The sequence below is a fragment of the Vibrio sp. ZF 223 genome, assembly GCF_003050585.1.
In the GTDB taxonomy this organism is placed as follows: domain Bacteria; phylum Pseudomonadota; class Gammaproteobacteria; order Enterobacterales; family Vibrionaceae; genus Vibrio; species Vibrio crassostreae.
Window position 1 is genome coordinate 147117 of the sequence record NZ_PIGB01000006.1, and the last position, 20820, is coordinate 167936.

The window sequence follows — 20820 nt, forward strand, 5'->3', positions numbered from 1 at the left end:
GTTTTTATTTAAAGTGTACTGGAGGGCTCCATGGCTGTAGCTGCCAATAAACGTTCTGTAATGACTCTTTTCTCAAGTGCTTCTGATATGTATAGCCATCAGGTGCGCATCGTTCTTGCTGAAAAAGGCGTAAGTGTTGAAGTTGAGTTGGTTGATGAAAAAAATCTACCAGCAGAGCTTGTTGAACTGAACCCGTACAAATCAGTACCTACTCTTGTTGATCGTGAGCTTGCTCTATATGACTCAAAGATCATCATGGAATACCTAGATGAGCGTTTCCCTCATCCACCATTGATGCCTGTATACCCGGTTGCTCGTGGTAACAGTCGTCTAATGATGTACCGCATTGAGCGTAACTGGTATTCAGTTGCAGAGAAGATCGTTAAAGGCAATGCTGAAGAATCTGAAGCAGCTCGCGTTAAACTGCGCAACGACCTACTGACTCTTGCTCCTATCTTCGCTGAGTATGAATACTTCATGAGCGAAGAGTTTAGCCTAATTGATTGTTACCTAGCTCCGCTACTATGGCGTTTACCTGAGCTTGGTATCGAACTAATTGGTCCTGGTTCTAAAGAGCTTAAGATTTACATGAACCGCGTATTCGAACGTGATTCATTCCTAGCTTCTCTAACTGAAGCTGAGCGTGAGATGCGACTTGTTCGCTAAGCGTTTATGGATATTTCTAATATGACTCCACGCCGACCATATATGCTTCGTGCATTTTATGAATGGCTGGTTGATAACGAATTAACTCCACACCTTGTTGTTGAAGCAACATTGCCGGGTGTGCGAGTTCCAGAAGAGTTTGTTCAAGATGGTCAGATCATTCTGAACATCGCGCCTCGTGCGGTTGGACAACTTGAACTGGGTAACGAAGCTGTGACGTTTAGTGCTCGCTTTAGTGGTCGTCCACACTCTGTGATCGTTCCGCTTTACGCAGTACAAGCGATTTATGCTCGTGAAAATGGTGCTGGTACCATGTTTGAACCTGAAGAGGCTTACATGGAAGCGTTTGAAGAAGGGATTGAAGAAAGTCCTTTTGAAGAACCAGAAAAAGGCCCATCTTTGAGCGTAGCAACGGCAGACGTAGATGCTGAAGAGCCTGACTCAGATCCTGAGCCACCTCGTCCAGCGAAAGGTCGCCCAAGCCTTCGTGTTATCAAATAACGTTAGTTAAATAACGAATCAAATAAAAAAGCAGCGACTCGTCGCTGCTTTTTCTTTTCTGGTAAATAGCATTTAATTGACTGACTTAAGGCTAGTTAACAGCCGTCTCTTCTTCACCATATTCAAATGCTCGAATGACCTGCTTTACGCCAGATATGTTACGCGCAACTTCTGTTGCGATATCAGCATGCTCTCGAGTGACCAGTCCAAGCAGGAATACTTCTGAGTCCTCAGTAATTACTTTTACTTTGATGCCGTTAAGCTCAGCATTAGCAAGCAGAGCTGACTTCACCTTAGTCGTAATCCAGCTGTCTTTGCTAATCGCGCTAACCGATAATGGCTCTTTCACTCGAATCTGGTTATGTATGCTTTCGACACCGGTTACTTCTTTGGCTTGGCTCTCAAAAGCACGACGTTCAGCGTCTGTTTTTGCTTGCCCCATTAACACCACAGAGCCGCGGTAAGAACTTGCAGTGACACGCACGCTACCACGGTAGGGTTGTTTATTAGTGATAGCTGCAACTTCAAATTCGATATTGTTGTCGTTCCAAATTTCTTTGGTGGTTCGCGTGTCAGTGACTAGATTTGCTGTGGTTGCCGCACCAGCAATGAAAATGCCAGCACAGCCAGACAGAGACAGTGTAAGTAGCGAAACACTAATCAGCTTAAACAGCCTCATAGAGGTTAATGATTTCATTGTGATGCTCCGTATATCACTCTTCGTGAGCAGGGAAGAGTACTTGATCGATTAGGTCACATAGGCAGTGTAGCGTCACCATATGTACTTCATGAATGCGCGCTGTACGGTGTGAAGGAATACGAATTTCTACATCGTGTTCACCAAGCAGACCTGCCATCTCGCCACCATCTTTACCGGTAAAGGCAATGATTGTCATGTCGCGCGTTACCGCCGCTTCCATTGCCTTGATGATATTCTTGCTGTTACCGCTAGTCGAGATAGCCAACAGAATATCGCCAGTTTGACCAAACGCACGCACTTGCTTAGAGAAGATCTCTTCATAGTGGTAGTCGTTAGCCACAGCTGTGAGCGTAGTGTTGTCTGCTGTGAGTGCCATCGCTGGAAGGCTAGGGCGCTCTGTTTCAAATCGGTTGAGTAGGCACGATACAAATTGCTGAGCATTCGACGCTGAACCACCATTACCACAACAAAGAATTTTGTTTCCGTTAAGCAAGGTCGCAACCATTGCTTGAGCGGCATGCGTGATTGCGTCAGGCAGAGCTTCTGCAGCCGCAATTTGGATTTGAATACTTTCTGTGAAACTTTCTTTAATGCTGTCTAGCATGTTTATCCTTGGGTAATCGCGTTTTGAATCCAGTCTATATTGTCATTCGGCCCTTCAATGGCAACAATATCAAACCTGAAATCTGTAGAGTGCACCGACAAGCCTTGCTGCATCAGCCAAACATTGGCTGTTTTGAGTAGCTTCTGTGACTTCTTGGCAGTCACCATTTCAGCGGCATGTCCGTAGCGGGTTTGCTTGCGGTATTTTACTTCAGCAAACACAACCGTATTGTTATGGCGCATTATAAGATCAATCTCACCACATTTTGCTATGAAGTTTTGTTCTATTAACGATAAACCGTGGTTAATCAGATAAGATTTTGCCACGGTCTCGTATTTATCACCCACTTGTTTGTGGGTGATTGTTGGTTTGGATAGGAAATTTCGACTAAAAAGCCCCATGCTCCGCCCAGCTGATTTCACGTTGAACCACACAGTTGTTATCGATGGTTAACACGCCGGTTTCACCTGGAATGCTGTAACCCTGTACGGCTTTCATCTGTGGCAGTGCATCCATTAGGTAGTATGCATCCATTCCCAGTGCTTGCAGACGCTTTTGGCCGTTTGAGTGTGCAGGCCATAGGTCGTTGAGCTCTTGATTAAGCTCGTTTTTATTCTCAACCAATAGTGGGATATCGCTGTAGAACACACCGGTTAGGTCTTCATACTGCTTATCACCGCTGTTGCTGCGTGAGTTTGAGAATAGAGCTGGTTGGCTTGCATCTGGGTTGATTGCAACTTCAATGAAGGGCTTGATGAGCGTTAGCTCTGAGTTCTTAGCCACAATGTAGACAGAATCGATATCACGACGGCTGCGTGGCTCAGTTTCAAGGTCTAGGTTAAGTAGTCCATCCATTTGAGCGATACGCTGTTGGCTCTCTTGCAAGCCGAATACCTGATTCACATTGCGTTGTAGTTGGCGTTTGTCAGAGAACAAGCTGATAGCAACATCGTTGCTGCTGTATTTTTTCCACTCTTCTTTAAACGCTTGCTCAACACGCTCACCTAAGCGTCCTCTTGGCGCAAGGATAAGCGGGTACTTGTAACCTTGAGTAAATAGGTGTTTCGCTGCCTGAGCGACTTCTTGCTCTGGCGATAGAGCGAGATAACAAATATTGGTATCAGGTTCTAGTTGCGTTGGAATGTTCAGAGCTAAAGCTGGAATCGAGTTCTCGTGGTTTTTCTGCGCTTGCTGAAGCTTAGTGATGTTGGTCTTAATCAGCGGGCCAACGATGAAATCAACGTTGTTCTCTTCCAGTGTCGCTTTAATCTCAGCCGCACTTTGCAGGTTGGTATCCATTACCGTCAGCGTTGCATCTTCTTCGCGCTCTTTGTCATTCATCATCGCAAAGATGAAACCGTCACGTACAAGTTGTGCTTGCTTGCCGTACTTGCCGGTTAGAGGCAGTAATAGTGCAGTGCTGGTTGGCTTGCTGATCTCTAGCGCTAAGATGTCCGTGATCGCCTGAGGTGTATATGTCGCTGCTGGGTGCTGAGGATTCTCAGCTAGCCAATCAGACAGGGTTTCCTGTAGGTTTGGAAGGTTCGAGTTCAGCGTCTTCATGTAAATCGCCAGCTGTAACCAACCTTCAAGAACGTCTTCCGTAGGCGACGTCTTAAGCTCTAGAATCTCATATTGAGAGTAGCTATTTAGGTTCTGCCAAATACGGTCAGCAGCTTGCTGTTGGAGCTCGTCGTCAGCGTCTAGATATTCTGAATAAAGAACTAACTCGCGGCTCGCCTCAAAATACTCGCTTTGCATTTCAGAAATGTTCGCGCGTAGCTCGTGATAATCTTTCCACTGCTCGTTCGGAAGTTTCCACCAAGGCTGGAAGTTCAGTTGGCTATAAGCTTGCTCCGGCTGCGAGTTGTTCACTAGCAGTTGAGCGCGCGCTAATTGCCATTCCGCTTGTTGCGTTTCGCTCAGCTCTTGTTTTGCTAAGCGTTTGATCAGCAGAGTTGCTTGATCGGTTTTTCCAGCTTGCACAGAAGCCTTAAGCGCCATGATTAACCAGTCGTTTTGTAGACTTCCTTTGCTACTATCCGCCTGCATCATGTAACTTTCAGTTGATTGCACTGGATCTAGTGTAATATCTACGCTCGTTGGTGTTTGAGGACCTGAAGAACAAGCCGCCAATGTAATTGCTAATGCAATTGGAGTTAGTAAGCGTGGTACACTGAGTCTCTTATGGTTCATCGTTGCCATGAGTTCTTTAAATTCCGTATAAATTTGTATCTATATTAATCGTTGAAGTGATGGTAAACAAATGACAGATAACAAAACCTTGCTCACAGAGAGCCCAACTCTCTACATTGTGCCAACCCCAATCGGAAATTTGGGAGATATCACTCAAAGAGCAATTGAAATTTTATCAAGTGTCGATGTTATTGCAGCCGAAGACACACGCCACACGGGTAAGCTGCTTGCTCACTTCAATATATCAACCAGAACGTTCGCTTTACATGATCATAATGAACAAACTAAAGCACAAGTTCTAGTCGAAAGGTTATTAGAAGGTCAGTCTATCGCATTAGTCTCTGATGCGGGTACTCCTTTAATTAGTGACCCAGGTTACCATCTTGTCTCACAATGTCGTCAAGCGGGTGTGAGAGTTGTGCCACTTCCTGGTGCTTGTGCTGTTATTACCGCATTGAGTGCTTCAGGTTTACCGTCGGATCGTTTCAGCTTTGAAGGCTTCTTACCGCCGAAGAGCAAAGGTCGTAAAGACAAGTTCTTAGAGATCGCAAAGGCAGAACGCACCTGTATCTTCTACGAGTCACCGCACCGTATCTCAGATTCTCTACAAGATATGCTTGAGATCTTAGGCCCAGACCGCGAAGTTGTGTTGGCGCGTGAGTTGACTAAGACATTCGAAACTATTCAAGGATTGCCATTGGGTGAGCTGATTGATTGGATTGAAGAAGATTCGAACCGTAAGCGCGGTGAGATGGTGTTATTGATTCATGGTCACCGTGAAGAAGCGAGCACAGAACTGCCAGACGAAGCGACTCGCACGCTGGGTATCCTAACCAAAGAATTACCCCTTAAAAAAGCGGCGGCGATGACAGCAGAAATCTATAACTTGAAAAAGAACGCTTTATACAAATGGGGCCTAGAGCATCTAGACAACTAGATATCTATTTATAGAGTAGATAGCCTTTGTTGAAAAAGCTTGTGAGGAATGATGGTGTTGCCGTCATTCCTCTTTTTTTGTCTGAATTGTGTAAAATTCCCGCAGTTGCTTAGAGGTTTGCACCATATTTGTGATCTCGCTAGACACTGCACCCTAATCTCTATACAATCCGCCCTCGGAGTTGAACGGGTAATCGCTGCTTTGCTGATGTCCTTCGGGAGACTGACGTTGAGGTCCTTCGGGAAACTGACGTTGAAGTCCTTCGGGAGACTGGCAGAGGGGAGGAACGTCCGGGCTCCATAGAGCAGGGTGCCAGATAACGTCTGGGGGGCGCGAGCCCACGACAAGTGCAGCAGAGAGAAGACCGCCGATGGCCTCATTTCTTCGGAAGGGGCACAGGTAAGGCTGAAAGGGTGCGGTAAGAGCGCACCGTGCGACTGGCAACAGTTCGTAGCAAGGTAAACTCCACCCGGAGCAAGATCAAATAGGCCCTCACATTGCGTTGCTCGCGTATGGGGGCGGGTAGATTGCTTGAGCCTGTGAGCGATTGCAGGCCTAGACGAATGGTTACCGCCGCGCAAGCGGAACAGAACCCGGCGTATGTGTCAACTCCACCTATATAAAGAACCCATCATTACTTAACGGTAGTGATGGGTTTTTTGCTTTATATTGACGTAAATTATTTAGATTTCCTTAGAATCCTTCACCCTGATATGAGCTTGGGTCAAAAATTCCCAAAGCCTATACACAATATGGTGGAGATACGGCGTGAAATCAGTACACTAAAACGTTAATAGAACAAATTATTGCCGCACTAATGGCTCAATCCACTCACTGAGAAGACTATGACAGAAGCATTCAAACATATTTCAGTATTGCTTAACGAATCTATTGACGGACTTGCGATCAAACCTGACGGTACCTACATCGATGGTACTTTTGGCCGTGGTGGTCACAGCCGTACAATCCTGTCTAAACTGGGCGAGAATGGACGACTCTTTAGTATCGACCGCGATCCACAAGCGATTGCAGAAGCGCAAAAGATTGATGACCCTCGTTTTACGATTATTCACGGCCCATTCTCAGGTATGGCTGAATATGCAGAGCGTTATGACTTAGTCGGTCAAGTAGATGGTGTTTTACTGGATTTAGGTGTTTCTTCACCACAGTTGGATGACGCTGAGCGTGGCTTTAGCTTTATGAAAGATGGCCCGCTTGATATGCGTATGGATCCAACATCAGGCATTCCTGTTTCTCAGTGGTTAGTTGAAGCGGATCTCGATGACATCACATGGGTTATCCGTGAGTTCGGTGAAGACAAACACGCTCGTCGTATCGCGAAGGGCATTATTGCTTATCAAGAGAATGAAGAGAACGAACCACTAACGCGCACTGGTCAACTGGCTAAGCTTATCTCGGATGTGGCTCCAAAAAGCTTCAAAGAGAAAAAGCACCCAGCAACGCGTGCTTTCCAAGCATTCCGTATCTACATCAACAGCGAACTTGAAGAGATCGATACAGCCCTAAAAGGCGCAGCAAGCATTCTTGCTCCACAAGGCCGTTTGTCTGTTATCAGCTTCCATTCACTTGAAGACCGTATGGTGAAGCGTTTTATCCGTAAAGAGAGCCAAGGCCCGCAAGTTCCACATGGTTTGCCACTAACAGAAGAGCAGATCAAAGCGCTAGGCAGTGCTGATCTTAAGCCTGTTGGTAAAGCGATCAAACCATCGAAAGGCGAAGTGGATGAGAATACTCGTTCACGCAGTTCAGTATTACGAATCGCAGAAAAGCTATAGTCAATGAAGACCTCCAAACCTAACTTAGCCAAGGTAATATTTTTTGATTTGATCTCAGTGGGCAAGGTCCCACTGATGCTTCTTATCTGTATCTTTGCGAGTGCGATGGGGGTCGTTCTCACGACACATATGTCACGTCAGGCGATCACGCAAAAAGACATGGCATTGGTGGAGCGAGAACAGCTTGATGATGAGTGGCGAAATTTAATGCTTGAAGAGACGGCTCTGGCTGAACACAGTCGCGTTCAAGCATCGGCAAAAAGAGAGCTAGACATGAAACGTCCAGACTCTGACAAAGAAGTTGTGATCACACTGAAATGACCGGTAAAAAGGAAAAAGCACCCGCAAACCCCGTTAAGAAATCAACGAAAGAGCGTGTGAAGAGCGAAAAGGATTCGGATCCAATTCTGATTAAATGGCGTTTCAACGTCGTGATTGCTTTCGTGTTTCTTGCCTTTGCTGCACTTGTTGGCCGTGTGGCTTACATTCAAATTATTGAACCAGATAACTTAATTCGTCAGGGCGACCTTCGCTCGGTACGTGTTAAGGCAATTCCTTCTGCTCGCGGTATTATCTCAGACCGCAATGGCGAGCCGCTTGCTGTGAGTGTTCCAGTTGAGGCGGTATGGGCCGATCCAAAAACGATTTTCGATAAAAATGGTATGGCTCAAATTGATCGTTGGTACGCGCTAGCCGATGTACTTGGCTTAGAGCGACAGTCGATGATCGACAAGATCTCTAGCAACAAATCCCGTCGATTTATTTACCTGCAAAGACAAGTTAGCCCTGCAATGGCTAAGTATATCCGTGAGCTTAAGCTGGTGGGTGTTGGCCTGAAAGCGGAATCTCGACGTTACTACCCTGCAGGCGAAGTCAGTGCACATCTTATCGGTGTGACAGGAATAGATGGGCACGGTCTAGAAGGCGTTGAGCGCAGCTATGACAAATGGCTTACGGGCGAGGCGGGTAAGCGGACGATTCGTAAAGACCGTTACGGACGTGTTGTTGAAAACATTGCTTTAGAAGAACGTGAAGAAGGCAAACCACTCGAGCTAACGATCGATCAACGATTGCAAGCGATCGCTTACCGAGCGATTAAACAGGCGGTGGCCGATCATAAGGCGACTTCTGGCTCTGCGATTTTGTTGGATGTAAAAACCGGCGCTGTATTGGCGATGGTTAACGCCCCTTCTTATAACCCGAACAATCGTGCTGACTTACAAAGCTTTAAGATGCGTAACCGCGTACTTACCGATGCGATGGAGCCCGGCTCTACCGTGAAACCTTTTGTGGTTTTGGCAGCGCTAGAGAATGGTACTGCTGATCCCGATATCGTTATTGATACCGGCAACGGCATCATGCAGATCGGTGGTAGCCGTGTACGAGACTCTTCTAAAGTGGGTAAGGCTGATTTAGCTTTAATCCTTAAGAAGTCGAGTAACATCGGTGTGGCGAAATTAGCACTTAACATGCCACTTGAAGCCTTGCTTGGAATGTACAGCTCGGTTGGTCTTGGCGAGATGTCTGGGTTAAATCTAATTGGTGAAACCAGTGGCATTTTCCCGAATCGTCGTCGTTGGTCTAAGTTTGAAATTGCAACATTATCATTCGGTTATGGCTTGTCAGTTACGCCGATGCAGTTAGCGCATGCTTATGCGACGCTAGCCAACAAAGGCATGTATGAACCGATTCATATTATTAAGAGTAACGACCAAGACTTTTCTAAGCAGATCATCAAGCGTGAAAACGCGGAGCTGGTGTTGAATATGCTAGAGGGGGTGACTCAAAAAGGCGGTACGGCAACAAGAGCCGCAGTCCCAGGTTACCGAGTTGCAGCCAAAACGGGTACATCTCGTAAGGCTGAAGCGGGCGGATACAGTGATGAATACATTGCAATTACCGCAGGTTTTGCCCCTGTTAGTGACCCAAGAGTCGCGCTGGTTGTTGTGGTTAACGAACCTCAAGGTGACCTTTACTATGGCGGTTCAGTCGCAGCTCCCGTTTTTTCTGAAATCATGAAGGGGGCACTGCAAATTCTCAATGTCCCTGCTGATGAAAACAAATTTCAAGAATAGAGCCAATCAGGATTCAATATGAGTAATAGCCTCACGCTGTCATCTTTACTTTCTCTTTGGGGAGACTTCAGTTCTTCTGAGCTAGATGCGATTGCTGTTGAGCAATTGGAGTTGGATAGCCGTGCGATCAAGGACGGTGATATCTTTGTTGCCATTGTTGGACATGCCGTTGATGGTCGTCGCTTTATCGACAAAGCTATCGCTCAAGGTGCGAAAGCCGTCATTGCACAAGCGGGTGATGATAAAGCTCATGGCTTGGTTGAGTGGTTGAATGCAGTTCCTGTTGTGTATGTGGCAGAGCTAAACTCAATTCTCTCTAAACTGGCTGGTCGAGTTTATTCTTCTCAAGCGACCAAACTAATTGGTGTTACTGGCACCAATGGCAAAACTACCATCACTCAATTGATTGTTCAGTGGCTAGACCTAGTCGGTCAACGCTCAGCAGTAATGGGCACCACAGGTAATGGTTTCTTAGATAATCTAAAAATAGCGGCTAACACCACAGGCAGTGCGATTGAAATACAGCGCACGCTGAGTGAGTTGGCTGAAGAAAAAGCCGTTTATACTGCGATGGAAATCTCTTCTCATGGTTTGGTGCAAGGTCGCGTTAAAGCCTTGGACTTTGAAGTGGGTGTATTCACTAACTTGAGCCGTGATCATCTTGATTACCATGGCACGATGGAAGAGTACGCTTTGGCTAAGAAGAGCCTGTTTACTGAGCATAAATGCAAGCACGCTGTGATCAATGTGGATGACAAAGTCGGCAAAGCGTGGATGTCAGATTTGTCCAATGCGATAGCTGTTTCATTACTTCCTCTGTCTGGTTACCAACAGTCGGTATGGGCATCTGATGTCGCTTATGCAGAAACAGGTATTCAGATGTCTTTCGATGGTAGCTGGGGGCAAGGTCAGCTTTCGGTTCCTTTAATTGGTCAATTCAACGCATCAAATGTATTGGTTGCTTTCGCGACTCTGCTGTCATTGGGCATCGACAAGCAAACCTTGGTCGACACTGCATCTCAACTTCAACCTGTGATTGGCCGTATGGAGCTTTTCCAAACTCCGAACAAGGCAAAAGTGGTTGTCGATTATGCTCATACGCCCGATGCGTTAGAGAAAGCATTGGCAGCACTGCGAGTTCACTGCTCTGGAAAATTGTGGGCTATCTTTGGCTGCGGTGGTGACCGTGACACTGGTAAGCGCCCAATGATGGCGGTAACGGCTGAGCAGTTCGCCGACAAAATTATTATTTCAGATGACAATCCTCGCAGCGAAGATCCTGCTTTGATTGTTAAAGATATGCTAGCTGGCTTAAGCGAACCTGAATCTGCATTCGTCGAACACGATCGCTATCAAGCGGTTAAGTTTGCCCTAGAACAGGCTGGCAGTAATGACATTATTCTTTTGGCTGGTAAAGGCCATGAAGATTACCAAGTATTGAAAGACAAAACGGTACATTACTCAGACCGAGAGTCTGCGCTTCAACTTTTAGGTATTTCATAATGATTGATGTATCACTCGAACAGATTTGTTCAGCGGTCAGCGGTGAATTGATTGAGGATGCTAACTCAAACAATGTCGTAATTAATGCCGTTTCTACCGACACTCGCACCGTTGAAGAAGGCGCATTGTTTGTTGCTATTGTCGGAGAACGTTTCGATGCGCATGACTTTTGTCATCAAGCGGTTGAGGCAAATGCGAGTGCGTTGTTAGTCGAACGAAAACTTGACCTAAATATTACTCAAGTTGTTGTTGAAGACACTAAACTTGCTTTAGGTCAGCTAAGTGCTTGGATCCACAAACAATGTGACGTGCCAACCATGGCGATAACAGGAAGCTGTGGTAAAACGACCGTCAAAGAGATGGTGGCGAGCATTCTGCAACAACGTGGCAAAGTGCTGTTTACGGCGGGTAACTTCAATAATGATATTGGAGTACCACTAACCTTGCTGCGCAGTGAACCCAATGACGACTATGCCGTGATAGAACTGGGCGCGAACCACATTGGTGAAATCGCCTATACCACCCAGCTTGTGAAACCACAGGTGGCATTAGTTAATAACGTCGCAGCGGCGCATCTAGAGGGCTTTGGCTCAATTGATGGTGTTAAACAAGCGAAAGGTGAAATCTTTCAGGGGCTTGCTGCTGGTGATACTGCTATTGTTAATCTAGAAAGCAACGGTGGCGACTTTTGGAATGAAGTACTTGCAGATAAAACGGTACTGACATTTTCAGAAAGCGACAACACGGCGGATTACTTTGCTAAGAATATTCGCATTAATGAGCAGGGCGAAGCTTGTTTTGAGATGCAAACACCGCAAGGCGCTATGCCTGTTGAGCTTGGCATTATTGGTCAGCATAACGTAGCGAATGCGTTGGCTGCAGCAGCGTTGAGTATCCAATTTGGTGCCACGCTTGAAGAAGTAAAAAATGGTTTAGCGAATCTTATCTCTGTCAAAGGGCGAGTTGAGGTTCAACAATTAAGTCAGAATATCAAGCTGATAGATGACAGTTATAACGCCAGCGTACCCGCGATGAAGGCGGCAGCTAAACTACTGTCTAGCTTCAAAGGTCAGCGTTGGTTGATTTTAGGCAATATGGCTGAATTAGGCGACGAAAGCCTTGCACTTCACCGTCAAGTCGGTGAATATGCTGCCCCATTCGCTTTTGAGCATGTACTCACTTACGGTGATGATACCAAGGTGATTAGTGAGGTCTGTAATGGTACCCACTTTGCAACGCATCAAGCGATGATCGCGCACATAGAGCAGCACTTAAGCTTGCCAGAAAACGCGCCACATACCTTGTTGGTAAAAGGCGCGAATAGTGCAGGAATGAGTAAAATAGCCGCTGCTTTAAAGGAGAACTTTTCATGATAATTTGGCTTGCAGAGCTACTACAGCCACACTTTTCTTTTTTCCGTTTGTTCGAATACTTATCGTTTCGTGCAATCGCGAGTATTTTGACGGCTTTATGTCTGTCGTTGTGGATGGGACCTCGTTTAATTGAGCGTCTGCAAATGCTACAAATTGGCCAAGTTGTTCGTAACGACGGTCCTGAATCTCACTTTAGCAAACGTGGTACACCAACCATGGGCGGCGTGATGATCCTAGCTGCCATTATTATTACGGTATTAATGTGGGCTGATCTTTCTAATCCTTACGTTTGGGCGGTATTGGTTGTGCTTGGCGGTTACGGTGCGGTTGGCTTTGTTGATGACTACCGTAAAGTGGTTCGTAAAAACACTGATGGCTTGATCGCTCGCTGGAAGTACTTCTGGCAATCAGCGATTGCATTGGTTGTGGCGTTTGCTCTGTATGCTCACGGACACGATACTGCGGCAACCCAACTGGTTGTTCCTTTCTTTAAAGATGTGATGCCACAATTAGGTTTATTGTACATCGTACTGACTTATTTTGTTATTGTGGGTACCAGTAACGCGGTAAACCTAACAGACGGCCTAGATGGTTTGGCGATTATGCCGACGGTTATGGTTGCTGCTGGTTTTGCTGTGATTGCATGGGCGACAGGTAACGTTAACTTCGCGGCATATCTACACATTCCATACATCCCGTACACTTCTGAGCTTGTGGTTGTATGTACTGCTATCGTCGGTGCAGGCCTAGGTTTCCTATGGTTCAACACCTACCCAGCTCAAGTATTCATGGGCGATGTTGGTTCGCTAGCACTGGGCGGTGCATTGGGTGTGATTGCTGTGTTAGTTCGCCAAGAGTTGGTACTGGTTATCATGGGCGGTGTATTTGTAATGGAGACCCTGTCAGTGATTCTGCAGGTGGGCTCTTACAAATTGCGTGGTCAGCGTATTTTCCGCATGGCACCGATTCACCACCACTATGAACTGAAAGGTTGGCCAGAGCCGCGTGTTATCGTGCGTTTTTGGATCATCTCAATGGTATTAGTACTGGTTGGCCTAGCGACACTGAAAGTTCGTTAATCCTGTGTGAGCCTCTGAGTAGGGGCTCTTTAAAACTATTAAGAGCATCTTGTTTAAATGGAACGTTGGCAAAATATTCAAAATGTAGTGGTTGTGGGGCTCGGTATTACCGGGCTCTCTGTCGTTAAACATCTCGTAAAATATCAGCCTCATACGCATGTGAAGGTCATTGATACGCGAGAGCTACCACCAGGAAAGGAATCTTTACCTGAATCGGTAGAGCTGCATTCTGGAAGTTGGAATAGCCAATGGTTAGCGGAAGCTGATTTGGTGGTAGCTAACCCAGGTATCGCACTCGCGACCCCTGAAATACAAGATGTTATTCAAGCGGGAACCCCGGTTGTTGGCGATATTGAACTATTTGGCTGGGCGGTAGACAAACCCGTTGTAGCTATCACGGGTTCTAACGGCAAGAGCACTGTGACCGACCTTACTGGCGTACTTGCAAAGGCTGCAGGTTTGAATGTCGGTGTGGGTGGCAACATCGGTATTCCTGCCTTAGATCTTCTAGAGCTTGATGCTGATTTATATGTTCTTGAGCTTTCAAGCTTTCAGTTAGAAACAACATCAAGCCTAAACTTAGCAGCAGCAGCATTTCTGAATCTGTCAGAAGACCATATGGATCGCTACCAAGGCATGGCCGATTACCGCGATGCCAAGCTAAGAATCTTTAATAATGCTCAATATGCGATTGTAAACCGCGACGACAAAGAGACGTATCCAGACCACAACATGTCATTAGTAACATTCGGACTCGATGACCAAGAGTTTGGTGTCGCGACAGTTGACGGCATTGAATGGCTCATGGACAACGGTAAGCCTGTACTTGCTACCCAAGATTTAACATTGGTTGGACGTCACAATGTGGCAAATGCGTTAGTCTCGCTTGCACTGCTTAAACAAGTCGGTATTGATTACAGCAAAAGCCTTGAAGCCTTGAAGGCCTACAATGGTTTGACGCATCGTTGCCAAGTGGTGGCTGACAAGCGCGAAATCAAATGGGTTAATGACTCAAAAGCGACCAACGTAGCCAGTACATTAGCGGCTCTGTCGGGTTTAGAGTGCCAAGGTACTTTGTATCTTCTGGTTGGTGGGGTTGGTAAAGGTGCCGACTTCAGTGAGCTTAAGCCTGTGTTGTCGCAACTAGAGCGCGTTCAATTGTGTTGTTTTGGTGAAGATGCCGCGCAATTTATGCCGTTGCACCCATCGTCTGAGACGTTTGAAACTATGCGTGACATTATTGAGAGTATCTCGAAGCAGTTAGTTGCCGGTGATATGGTGATGTTGTCCCCAGCGTGTGCCAGCTTCGATCAATTTAATAACTTCATGGCAAGAGGTGATGCGTTCACTGAACTTGCTCATGAGTATGCCTAACGTGTTGAAGGACTAACATTCAGTGCAAAGAGTGAAAGAGATTAATCAATCCATTTGGCAATGGCTTAACCGTGCCACACCAGAGGCGCTTTACGATCGTCAATTGGTATGGATTGCTCTTGGACTGATGCTGACGGGCTTAGTGATGGTAACGTCGGCTTCGTTTCCTATCAGTGCTCGTTTAACCGATCAGCCGTTTCACTTTATGTTCCGTCATGCCATCTTCCTTGTGTTGGCGTTAGGTGTCTCCAGCGTCATATTGCAAATCCCGATGCAGCGCTGGTTTCAATACAGTATGTATCTACTGGGCTTGTCCTTCTTCTTGCTGATTGTGGTATTAGCCGTCGGTAAGTCGGTTAATGGCGCATCGCGTTGGATCCCTTTAGGGCTATTTAACTTACAACCTGCTGAAGTCGCCAAGTTATCGCTGTTTATCTTTATGGCGGGCTACTTGGTTCGTAAACAAGACGAAGTGAGAAAAACCTTCTTCGGTGGTTTTGCAAAACCCATCATGGTGTTCGGCGCTTTTGCCGTGCTGCTGCTGGGCCAGCCCGATTTAGGTACAGTGGTCGTAATGCTAGTTACCCTGTTTGGCATGCTGTTCATTGCGGGAGCCAAGCTTTCACAGTTTATCGCCTTGATGGTGGCAGGTATTGCCGCGGTCGTTGGTTTGATTGTTATAGAACCTTATCGTGTTCGACGTGTTACCTCATTCTGGGAACCTTGGAACGACCCGTTCGGCAGTGGTTACCAGCTAACTCAGTCATTGATGGCGTTCGGCCGTGGTGATTGGATGGGGCAAGGGCTGGGTAACTCAATTCAGAAACTCGAATACCTACCGGAAGCGCACACCGATTTTGTATTTGCTGTGTTGGCAGAAGAATTGGGTTTTGTTGGCGTAACCTTAGTGTTGATGCTGATCTTTAGCTTGGTTTTTAAAGCCATTCTTATTGGTAAAAAGGCTTTTGAAAACGACCAAGTATTCAGTGGTTATCTGGCATTTGGTATTGGTATTTGGTTTGCATTTCAGACGCTTGTTAATGTGGGGGCTGCTTCAGGTATCGTCCCAACCAAAGGCTTAACCTTACCGCTGATCAGTTATGGTGGTTCAAGTCTTATCGTGATGTCGGTGGCGGTGTCTATGCTACTGCGTATCGATCACGAATGCCGAATGCAGCAGAAAGAACAAGCCGATAATCAAAACGAATTAGTAGAATAAGAATCTAACGTTATGAAACAAAACAAAAAACTTTTAGTGATGGCTGGTGGTACTGGCGGTCACGTTTTTCCAGGGTTAGCGGTAGCTAAAAAGCTTCAGCAACAAGGCTGGGAAATTCGCTGGTTAGGAACGGCAGACAGAATGGAAGCGGATTTGGTGCCAAAGCATGGTATTGAGATCGACTTCATCAAGGTGAAAGGCCTGCGTGGTCAAGGCATTAGCAAGTTAATTAAAGCGCCGTTTCAGATTATTAATGCCATACTTCAAGCAAAGCAGCATATCAAAGCGTGGCAGCCTGATGTGGTGCTTGGCATGGGTGGTTACGTAAGTGGCCCGGGTGGTATCGCGGCATGGTTGTCCGGTATTCCAGTGGTTCTGCATGAACAAAATGCAGTGGCAGGTTTAACTAACCAGTGGCTGTCTAAGATTGCCAAAAAGGTTTTCCAAGCTTTCCCTGGTGCATTTCCTACTGCAGAAGTAGTGGGTAACCCAGTACGTGAAGATGTGGTTGCCTTAGCTGAACCAGAGCAACGCATAGCAGAGCGTGACGGTGACATCCGTATCTTGGTTATGGGCGGTAGTCAGGGTGCAAAAATCCTCAACGATACCTTGCCAGTGACGATGGCTCAGCTTGGCGAAGGCTTCACAGTGATGCACCAAGCGGGTAAGAACAATCAACAACAAGTGATTGAACAATATAAATCACACTCTGTAGATAATGTTCAAGTGACTGAATTTATTGATGATGTGGCGCAAGCTTATGAGTGGGCAGATCTATTAGTGTGTCGCTCAGGAGCATTAACTGTATCTGAAGTCTCTGCGGCGGGGGTAGGTTCTATCTTCGTTCCGTTTATGCACAAAGACAGACAACAAGCACTGAACGCCGATCACTTGGTTGAGTGTGGCGCAGCGCTAATGATTGAACAGCCTCAACTGACGGCTGATAAGCTAGCGAACACCATCGCCGAGCTTGATAGAAATGAATTAAAAATGATGGCTACAAAAGCGCGTCAAGCTGCCAAGCTTGATGCTGATGTGACCGTCGCTGAAGCGATTAAAGCTTTAGCAAAATAATGAGATTGAATTGATGACGATTGAACATACCCAAGACTTAGCGCAAATCCGTGCAATGGTGCCAGAGATGCGCCGTGTTAAATCTATCCACTTCATTGGTATTGGTGGGGCCGGCATGAGCGGGATCGCTGAAGTCCTGTTGAATGAAGGCTACCAGATCACGGGTTCTGATATTGCTCAAAACCCAGTGACCGATCGTTTAGTTAGCAAGGGTGCGACCGTTTATATCGGTCACCAAGCGAGTAACGTTGCCGACGCAAGTGTGGTGGTGGTTTCAACCGCTATCAACGAAGAAAACCCAGAAATTATTGCAGCTCGTGAAGCGCGCACACCTATCGTTCGCCGTGCCGAAATGCTGGCTGAGCTGATGCGTTTTCGTCACGGCATTGCTGTGGCAGGTACGCACGGTAAGACAACCACGACTGCGCTAGTGACACAGATTTACTCGGAAGCAGGCCTAGATCCAACCTTCGTAAACGGTGGTTTGGTGAAAAGTGCAGGTACTAACGCACGTTTAGGCTCAAGCCGTATTCTTATCGCTGAAGCCGATGAGAGTGATGCGTCATTCTTACATCTGCAACCGATGGTTAGTATCGTGACTAACATTGAAGCGGATCATATGGATACTTATGGCGGTGATTTTGAAACGCTAAAGCAGACGTTTATTGATTTCTTACACAACCTGCCATTCTACGGTCAGGCTGTGATGTGTGTTGATGATCCAGTCGTGCGCGAGCTTATCCCTCAGGTAAGTCGCCAAGTGATTACTTACGGTTTCTCAGAAGATGCGGATATCCGTATTGAGAACTACGTACAAGAAGGTCAACAAGGTAAGTTCACGGTGGTACGTGAAGGCAAAGCGAACTTAGATATTACGTTGAATATTCCAGGTCGCCACAACGCACTGAATGCATCAGCGGCGATTGCGGTTGCAACAGAAGATGACATCTGCGATGAAGCGATTCTAAAAGCGATGGCGGGAACGGAAGGTACTGGTCGTCGTTTCGATCACCTTGGTGAGTACGAAACGGGTAAAGGCGTGGCGATGTTGGTCGATGATTACGGTCATCACCCAACCGAAGTGGATGTGACGATTCAAGCGGCTCGCAGTGGCTGGACTGACAAACGCCTTGTAATGATCTTTCAACCGCACCGTTACAGCCGAACACGCGATCTTTATGATGATTTTGCGAACGTTCTTGAACAGGTTGATGTCCTAATTCTGTTAGATGTTTATTCTGCAGGTGAGAAACCCATTGCAGGGGCTGACGGACGTTCATTAAGTCGAACCATTCGCGGGCGTGGTAAGATAGATCCAATCTTTGTTGCCGATATCAACGCACTGCCATCGGCTTTAGCCAACGTAATTCAAGGCGGTGACCTTGTTTTAACGCAGGGTGCAGGCGATGTTGGTCGAGTGGCGAAGCAGTTGGAATCGTTACAGTTAGACATTAATAAAATGCAGAACGCGTAACAGAATAGCGTCTACATACTGTGGTCGATCGCTCGTTTCTTGCGATTGACCTAAAATTGACCAAAAATCTTATTATCAACGTTTGATAGTTTGATTTTGCTCAGTATAATTCATAGGTTAAAGTAAGTGCTTTTACCTCTATTACGAAGATAGGGAATAGAATTGCGAACCAACGACAGGGAATGCGGGCTTTGGTAGAAAGTACTTTTAGCGAAAACCGCCACCTATTCAGTTTACCGTCGCTCAAGAAACACGCTTTAGGCGGGTCTTTTTTTGTCATGGTATTGCTATTCATTGGGTTTCTTTTCTATACCACACTGACTTGGATGTGGGACGATCAGCGATTGCCTCTCTCCAAAATAGTACTTCAAGGCGACTTAACTTACGTAACCGCTGGTGATGTCCAACATGCCTTTGGCGAGCTAGAGCATATTGGAACATTCATGTCGCAAGACATCGGTGTGTTGCAAGACAGTTTAGAAGCGTTACCTTGGGTTTCAGTGGTCTCCATTCGTAAGCAGTGGCCAGATACAATAAAAGTATTTTTGACTGAGTACCATGCAGCAGCAATCTGGAACGGCAACATGCTGTTGAATGACGATGGTCAGGTGTTTAATGGTGATATCGGCCTGTTGAAGGGCGATAGAGTTAAGCTTTATGGCCCAGAAGGCACCAGCCAAGAAGTGATAGAGAAGTGGCGACAGATAACCCCTTTGATTAACAGTCTAGGGTTAACCGTTACCTCACTCGTTCTCAATGAACGTCGCGCTTGGCAAATAATCCTAGATAACGGTATCCGTTTAGAACTAGGTAAAGATTCTTTAGATGAGCGTGTTGAACGCTTCATTTCGCTTTACAACGAACTTGGTAGTAAAGCGAATCAAGTGAGCTACATCGACCTCAGGTATGATACGGGAGCCGCTGTAGGCTGGTTTCCAGAGCAAGAGTTAGAAGAGAGCACAGATGACTAAGACCGCAGATGACAACATAATCGTTGGTCTTGATATAGGCACTGCGACCATATCAGCTCTGGTTGGTGAAATATTGCCTGATGGTCAAATCAATATCATTGGTTCTGGGCAAAGCCCATCCAGAGGTATGGATAAAGGTGGTGTAAACGACCTAGAGTCGGTAGTTAAGTCGGTTCAGCGAGCTATTGATCAAGCAGAGTTGATGGCGGAATGCCAAATCAGCAATGTATTTATCTCGCTATCGGGTAAACATATCGCAAGCCGAATTGAAAAAGGCATGGGCACTATCTCTGATGAAGAGGTGTCTCAAGACGATATGGATCGAGCGATCCATACCGCGAAATCAATTAAAATTGGTGATGAGCAGAGAATTCTGCACGTGATCCCACAAGAATTTACCATTGATTATCAAGAGGGGATTAAGAACCCACTTGGCTTATCTGGTGTTCGAATGGAAGTCAGTGTTCACCTAATTTCTTGCCATAGCGACATGGCGAGAAACATTATTAAAGCTGTTGAGCGATGTGGTCTCACAGTAGAACAAATCGTGTTTTCAGGACTTGCCTCAAGCAATGCGGTAATTACTGAAGACGAGAGAGAGCTTGGAGTCTGTGTTGTAGATATCGGTGCAGGTACGATGGACATTTCCATTTGGACTGGCGGCGCATTGCGACACACAGAAGTCTTTTCCTACGCAGGAAATGCAGTAACCAGTGATATTGCCTTCGCTTTCGGCACGCCAGTGAGCGATGCTGAAGAGATAAAAGTAAACCATGGTTGCGCTCTGAGTGAACTCGTAAGCAAGGATGACTCTGTTAACGTCCCTAGTGTTGGTGGTCGCCCATCGAGAAGTTTGCAAAGACAAACTTTGTCGGAAGTGATTGAACCACGTTACACTGAACTTATGGGTCTCGTTAACCAAACTATTGATACGGTTCAATTACAGCTACGTGATGAAGGTATTAAACACCACCTTGCAGCTGGCGTCGTTCTCACTGGTGGAGCGGCACAAATTGACGGATTGGTAGAGTGTGCGGAACGTGTTTTCCGCAATCAAGTTCGAGTTGGTAAGCCGTTAGAAGTTAGTGGCTTAACTGACTATGTTAAAGAGCCGTATCATTCTACGGCGGTTGGTTTACTTCATTACGCAAGAGATTGTCAGATCAGTGATGAAGGTGATTACAGCGAACCTAAGCGTTCAGCACCTTCTATGTCTGGTTTATTTGGTAAATTGCGTAATTGGATACAAAAAGAGTTTTAACCTGAGTTGCAGGAAAA

19 protein-coding genes and 1 other RNA gene are annotated in these 20820 nt (G+C 46.3%); 16 read left to right on the forward strand and 4 right to left on the reverse strand.

What is annotated here, in order from left to right:
* The first annotated feature begins 30 nt into the window (after positions 1–30).
* Together sspA and sspB are read left to right on the forward strand one after the other, a co-directional pair.
* Positions 31–666 (forward strand): stringent starvation protein SspA, encoded by a 636-nt coding sequence (gene sspA, locus CWO13_RS13605; protein WP_009848943.1) that lies wholly within the window; start codon positions 31–33, stop codon positions 664–666.
* A 6-nt stretch (positions 667–672) separates the two neighbouring features.
* Positions 673–1167, forward strand: coding sequence for a ClpXP protease specificity-enhancing factor (gene sspB / locus CWO13_RS13610; RefSeq protein ID WP_017072808.1), 495 nt, complete (start codon positions 673–675; stop codon positions 1165–1167).
* Positions 1168–1258: 91 nt separating this feature from the next.
* Here the strand turns inward: sspB and CWO13_RS13615 are convergent, their stop codons facing one another.
* The 4 genes from CWO13_RS13615 to CWO13_RS13630 are packed head-to-tail and all read right to left on the reverse strand — an operon-like array spanning position 1259 to position 4676.
* A complete protein-coding gene (locus CWO13_RS13615; protein ID WP_048658024.1) occupies positions 1259–1864 on the reverse strand; it encodes a BON domain-containing protein in 606 nt (201 codons plus the stop codon).
* Between the two features lie 16 nt (positions 1865–1880).
* Positions 1881–2471 carry a phosphoheptose isomerase gene (locus tag CWO13_RS13620; protein WP_004729817.1) on the reverse strand — a complete coding sequence of 197 codons (591 nt, stop codon included), beginning with the start codon at positions 2469–2471 and terminating at the stop codon, positions 1881–1883.
* Between the two features lie 2 nt (positions 2472–2473).
* A complete protein-coding gene (locus CWO13_RS13625) occupies positions 2474–2872 on the reverse strand; it encodes a YraN family protein (RefSeq protein ID WP_102432167.1) in 399 nt (132 codons plus the stop codon).
* Positions 2859–4676: a penicillin-binding protein activator gene (locus tag CWO13_RS13630; protein ID WP_108020424.1), complete on the reverse strand. Its 1818-nt coding sequence runs from the start codon at positions 4674–4676 to the stop codon at positions 2859–2861. The genes CWO13_RS13625 and CWO13_RS13630 overlap by 14 nt, the downstream gene beginning before the upstream one ends.
* Positions 4677–4737: 61 nt before the next feature.
* On the opposite strand from CWO13_RS13630, the gene rsmI reads away from it, so the two are divergent.
* From rsmI to ftsA, 14 genes are all read left to right on the forward strand, one after another.
* On the forward strand, positions 4738–5604 hold the full coding sequence (gene rsmI / locus CWO13_RS13635) for a 16S rRNA (cytidine(1402)-2'-O)-methyltransferase (protein ID WP_048609684.1): 867 nt from the start codon (positions 4738–4740) through the stop codon (positions 5602–5604).
* 177 nt (positions 5605–5781) lie between these two features.
* Positions 5782–6221, forward strand: an RNA gene (gene rnpB / locus CWO13_RS13640) — RNase P RNA component class A.
* Between the two features lie 228 nt (positions 6222–6449).
* Positions 6450–7400, forward strand: coding sequence for a 16S rRNA (cytosine(1402)-N(4))-methyltransferase RsmH (gene rsmH / locus CWO13_RS13645; RefSeq protein ID WP_108083080.1), 951 nt, complete (start codon positions 6450–6452; stop codon positions 7398–7400).
* 3 nt (positions 7401–7403) lie between these two features.
* A complete protein-coding gene (gene ftsL, locus CWO13_RS13650) occupies positions 7404–7721 on the forward strand; it encodes a cell division protein FtsL (protein ID WP_057621973.1) in 318 nt (105 codons plus the stop codon).
* A complete protein-coding gene (locus tag CWO13_RS13655) occupies positions 7718–9475 on the forward strand; it encodes a penicillin-binding transpeptidase domain-containing protein (RefSeq protein ID WP_108083081.1) in 1758 nt (585 codons plus the stop codon). The genes ftsL and CWO13_RS13655 overlap by 4 nt, the downstream gene beginning before the upstream one ends.
* Before the next feature lie 18 nt (positions 9476–9493).
* Positions 9494–10978 carry a UDP-N-acetylmuramoyl-L-alanyl-D-glutamate--2,6-diaminopimelate ligase gene (murE, locus tag CWO13_RS13660; RefSeq protein ID WP_108083082.1) on the forward strand — a complete coding sequence of 495 codons (1485 nt, stop codon included), beginning with the start codon at positions 9494–9496 and terminating at the stop codon, positions 10976–10978.
* Entirely contained in the window at positions 10978–12351 is a 1374-nt protein-coding gene (locus CWO13_RS13665) for a UDP-N-acetylmuramoyl-tripeptide--D-alanyl-D-alanine ligase (protein ID WP_108083083.1), read from the forward strand. Before murE ends, CWO13_RS13665 begins: the two co-directional genes overlap by 1 nt.
* Positions 12348–13430 carry a phospho-N-acetylmuramoyl-pentapeptide-transferase gene (gene mraY, locus CWO13_RS13670; RefSeq protein ID WP_048658030.1) on the forward strand — a complete coding sequence of 361 codons (1083 nt, stop codon included), beginning with the start codon at positions 12348–12350 and terminating at the stop codon, positions 13428–13430. The genes CWO13_RS13665 and mraY overlap by 4 nt, the downstream gene beginning before the upstream one ends.
* 57 nt (positions 13431–13487) lie before the next feature.
* Positions 13488–14804: a UDP-N-acetylmuramoyl-L-alanine--D-glutamate ligase gene (gene murD / locus CWO13_RS13675; protein ID WP_102432162.1), complete on the forward strand. Its 1317-nt coding sequence runs from the start codon at positions 13488–13490 to the stop codon at positions 14802–14804.
* Between the two features lie 22 nt (positions 14805–14826).
* On the forward strand, positions 14827–16023 hold the full coding sequence (ftsW, locus tag CWO13_RS13680; protein ID WP_102432161.1) for a cell division protein FtsW: 1197 nt from the start codon (positions 14827–14829) through the stop codon (positions 16021–16023).
* Positions 16024–16035: 12 nt separating this feature from the next.
* The gene (gene murG, locus CWO13_RS13685; protein ID WP_102432160.1) at positions 16036–17097 is read left to right on the forward strand and encodes an undecaprenyldiphospho-muramoylpentapeptide beta-N-acetylglucosaminyltransferase; all 1062 of its coding nucleotides are present in this window, start codon (positions 16036–16038) and stop codon (positions 17095–17097) included.
* A 13-nt stretch (positions 17098–17110) separates the two neighbouring features.
* Positions 17111–18571, forward strand: coding sequence for a UDP-N-acetylmuramate--L-alanine ligase (gene murC / locus CWO13_RS13690; RefSeq protein ID WP_102432159.1), 1461 nt, complete (start codon positions 17111–17113; stop codon positions 18569–18571).
* Positions 18572–18849: 278 nt separating this feature from the next.
* Positions 18850–19542, forward strand: a complete 693-nt coding sequence (locus CWO13_RS13700; RefSeq protein ID WP_375111984.1) for a cell division protein FtsQ/DivIB — start codon at positions 18850–18852, stop codon at positions 19540–19542.
* Positions 19535–20803: a cell division protein FtsA gene (gene ftsA / locus CWO13_RS13705; protein WP_010434747.1), complete on the forward strand. Its 1269-nt coding sequence runs from the start codon at positions 19535–19537 to the stop codon at positions 20801–20803. Before CWO13_RS13700 ends, ftsA begins: the two co-directional genes overlap by 8 nt.
* Positions 20804–20820 lie beyond the last annotated feature (17 nt).

What these genes read in the sequence shown, in the direction of transcription:
- sspA (WP_009848943.1), top strand. Translation starts at nt 31, where the DNA reads ATGGCTGTAGCTGCCAATAAACGTTCTGTAATGACTCTTTTCTCAAGT.
- sspB (WP_017072808.1), top strand. Translation starts at nt 673, where the DNA reads ATGGATATTTCTAATATGACTCCACGCCGACCATATATGCTTCGTGCA.
- CWO13_RS13615 (WP_048658024.1), bottom strand. Translation starts at nt 1,864, where the DNA reads ATGAAATCATTAACCTCTATGAGGCTGTTTAAGCTGATTAGTGTTTCG.
- CWO13_RS13620 (WP_004729817.1), bottom strand. Translation starts at nt 2,471, where the DNA reads ATGCTAGACAGCATTAAAGAAAGTTTCACAGAAAGTATTCAAATCCAA.
- CWO13_RS13625 (WP_102432167.1), bottom strand. Translation starts at nt 2,872, where the DNA reads ATGGGGCTTTTTAGTCGAAATTTCCTATCCAAACCAACAATCACCCAC.
- CWO13_RS13630 (WP_108020424.1), bottom strand. Translation starts at nt 4,676, where the DNA reads ATGGCAACGATGAACCATAAGAGACTCAGTGTACCACGCTTACTAACT.
- rsmI (WP_048609684.1), top strand. Translation starts at nt 4,738, where the DNA reads ATGACAGATAACAAAACCTTGCTCACAGAGAGCCCAACTCTCTACATT.
- rsmH (WP_108083080.1), top strand. Translation starts at nt 6,450, where the DNA reads ATGACAGAAGCATTCAAACATATTTCAGTATTGCTTAACGAATCTATT.
- ftsL (WP_057621973.1), top strand. Translation starts at nt 7,404, where the DNA reads ATGAAGACCTCCAAACCTAACTTAGCCAAGGTAATATTTTTTGATTTG.
- CWO13_RS13655 (WP_108083081.1), top strand. Translation starts at nt 7,718, where the DNA reads ATGACCGGTAAAAAGGAAAAAGCACCCGCAAACCCCGTTAAGAAATCA.
- murE (WP_108083082.1), top strand. Translation starts at nt 9,494, where the DNA reads ATGAGTAATAGCCTCACGCTGTCATCTTTACTTTCTCTTTGGGGAGAC.
- CWO13_RS13665 (WP_108083083.1), top strand. Translation starts at nt 10,978, where the DNA reads ATGATTGATGTATCACTCGAACAGATTTGTTCAGCGGTCAGCGGTGAA.
- mraY (WP_048658030.1), top strand. Translation starts at nt 12,348, where the DNA reads ATGATAATTTGGCTTGCAGAGCTACTACAGCCACACTTTTCTTTTTTC.
- murD (WP_102432162.1), top strand. Translation starts at nt 13,488, where the DNA reads ATGGAACGTTGGCAAAATATTCAAAATGTAGTGGTTGTGGGGCTCGGT.
- murG (WP_102432160.1), top strand. Translation starts at nt 16,036, where the DNA reads ATGAAACAAAACAAAAAACTTTTAGTGATGGCTGGTGGTACTGGCGGT.
- murC (WP_102432159.1), top strand. Translation starts at nt 17,111, where the DNA reads ATGACGATTGAACATACCCAAGACTTAGCGCAAATCCGTGCAATGGTG.
- CWO13_RS13700 (WP_375111984.1), top strand. Translation starts at nt 18,850, where the DNA reads ATGGTATTGCTATTCATTGGGTTTCTTTTCTATACCACACTGACTTGG.
- ftsA (WP_010434747.1), top strand. Translation starts at nt 19,535, where the DNA reads ATGACTAAGACCGCAGATGACAACATAATCGTTGGTCTTGATATAGGC.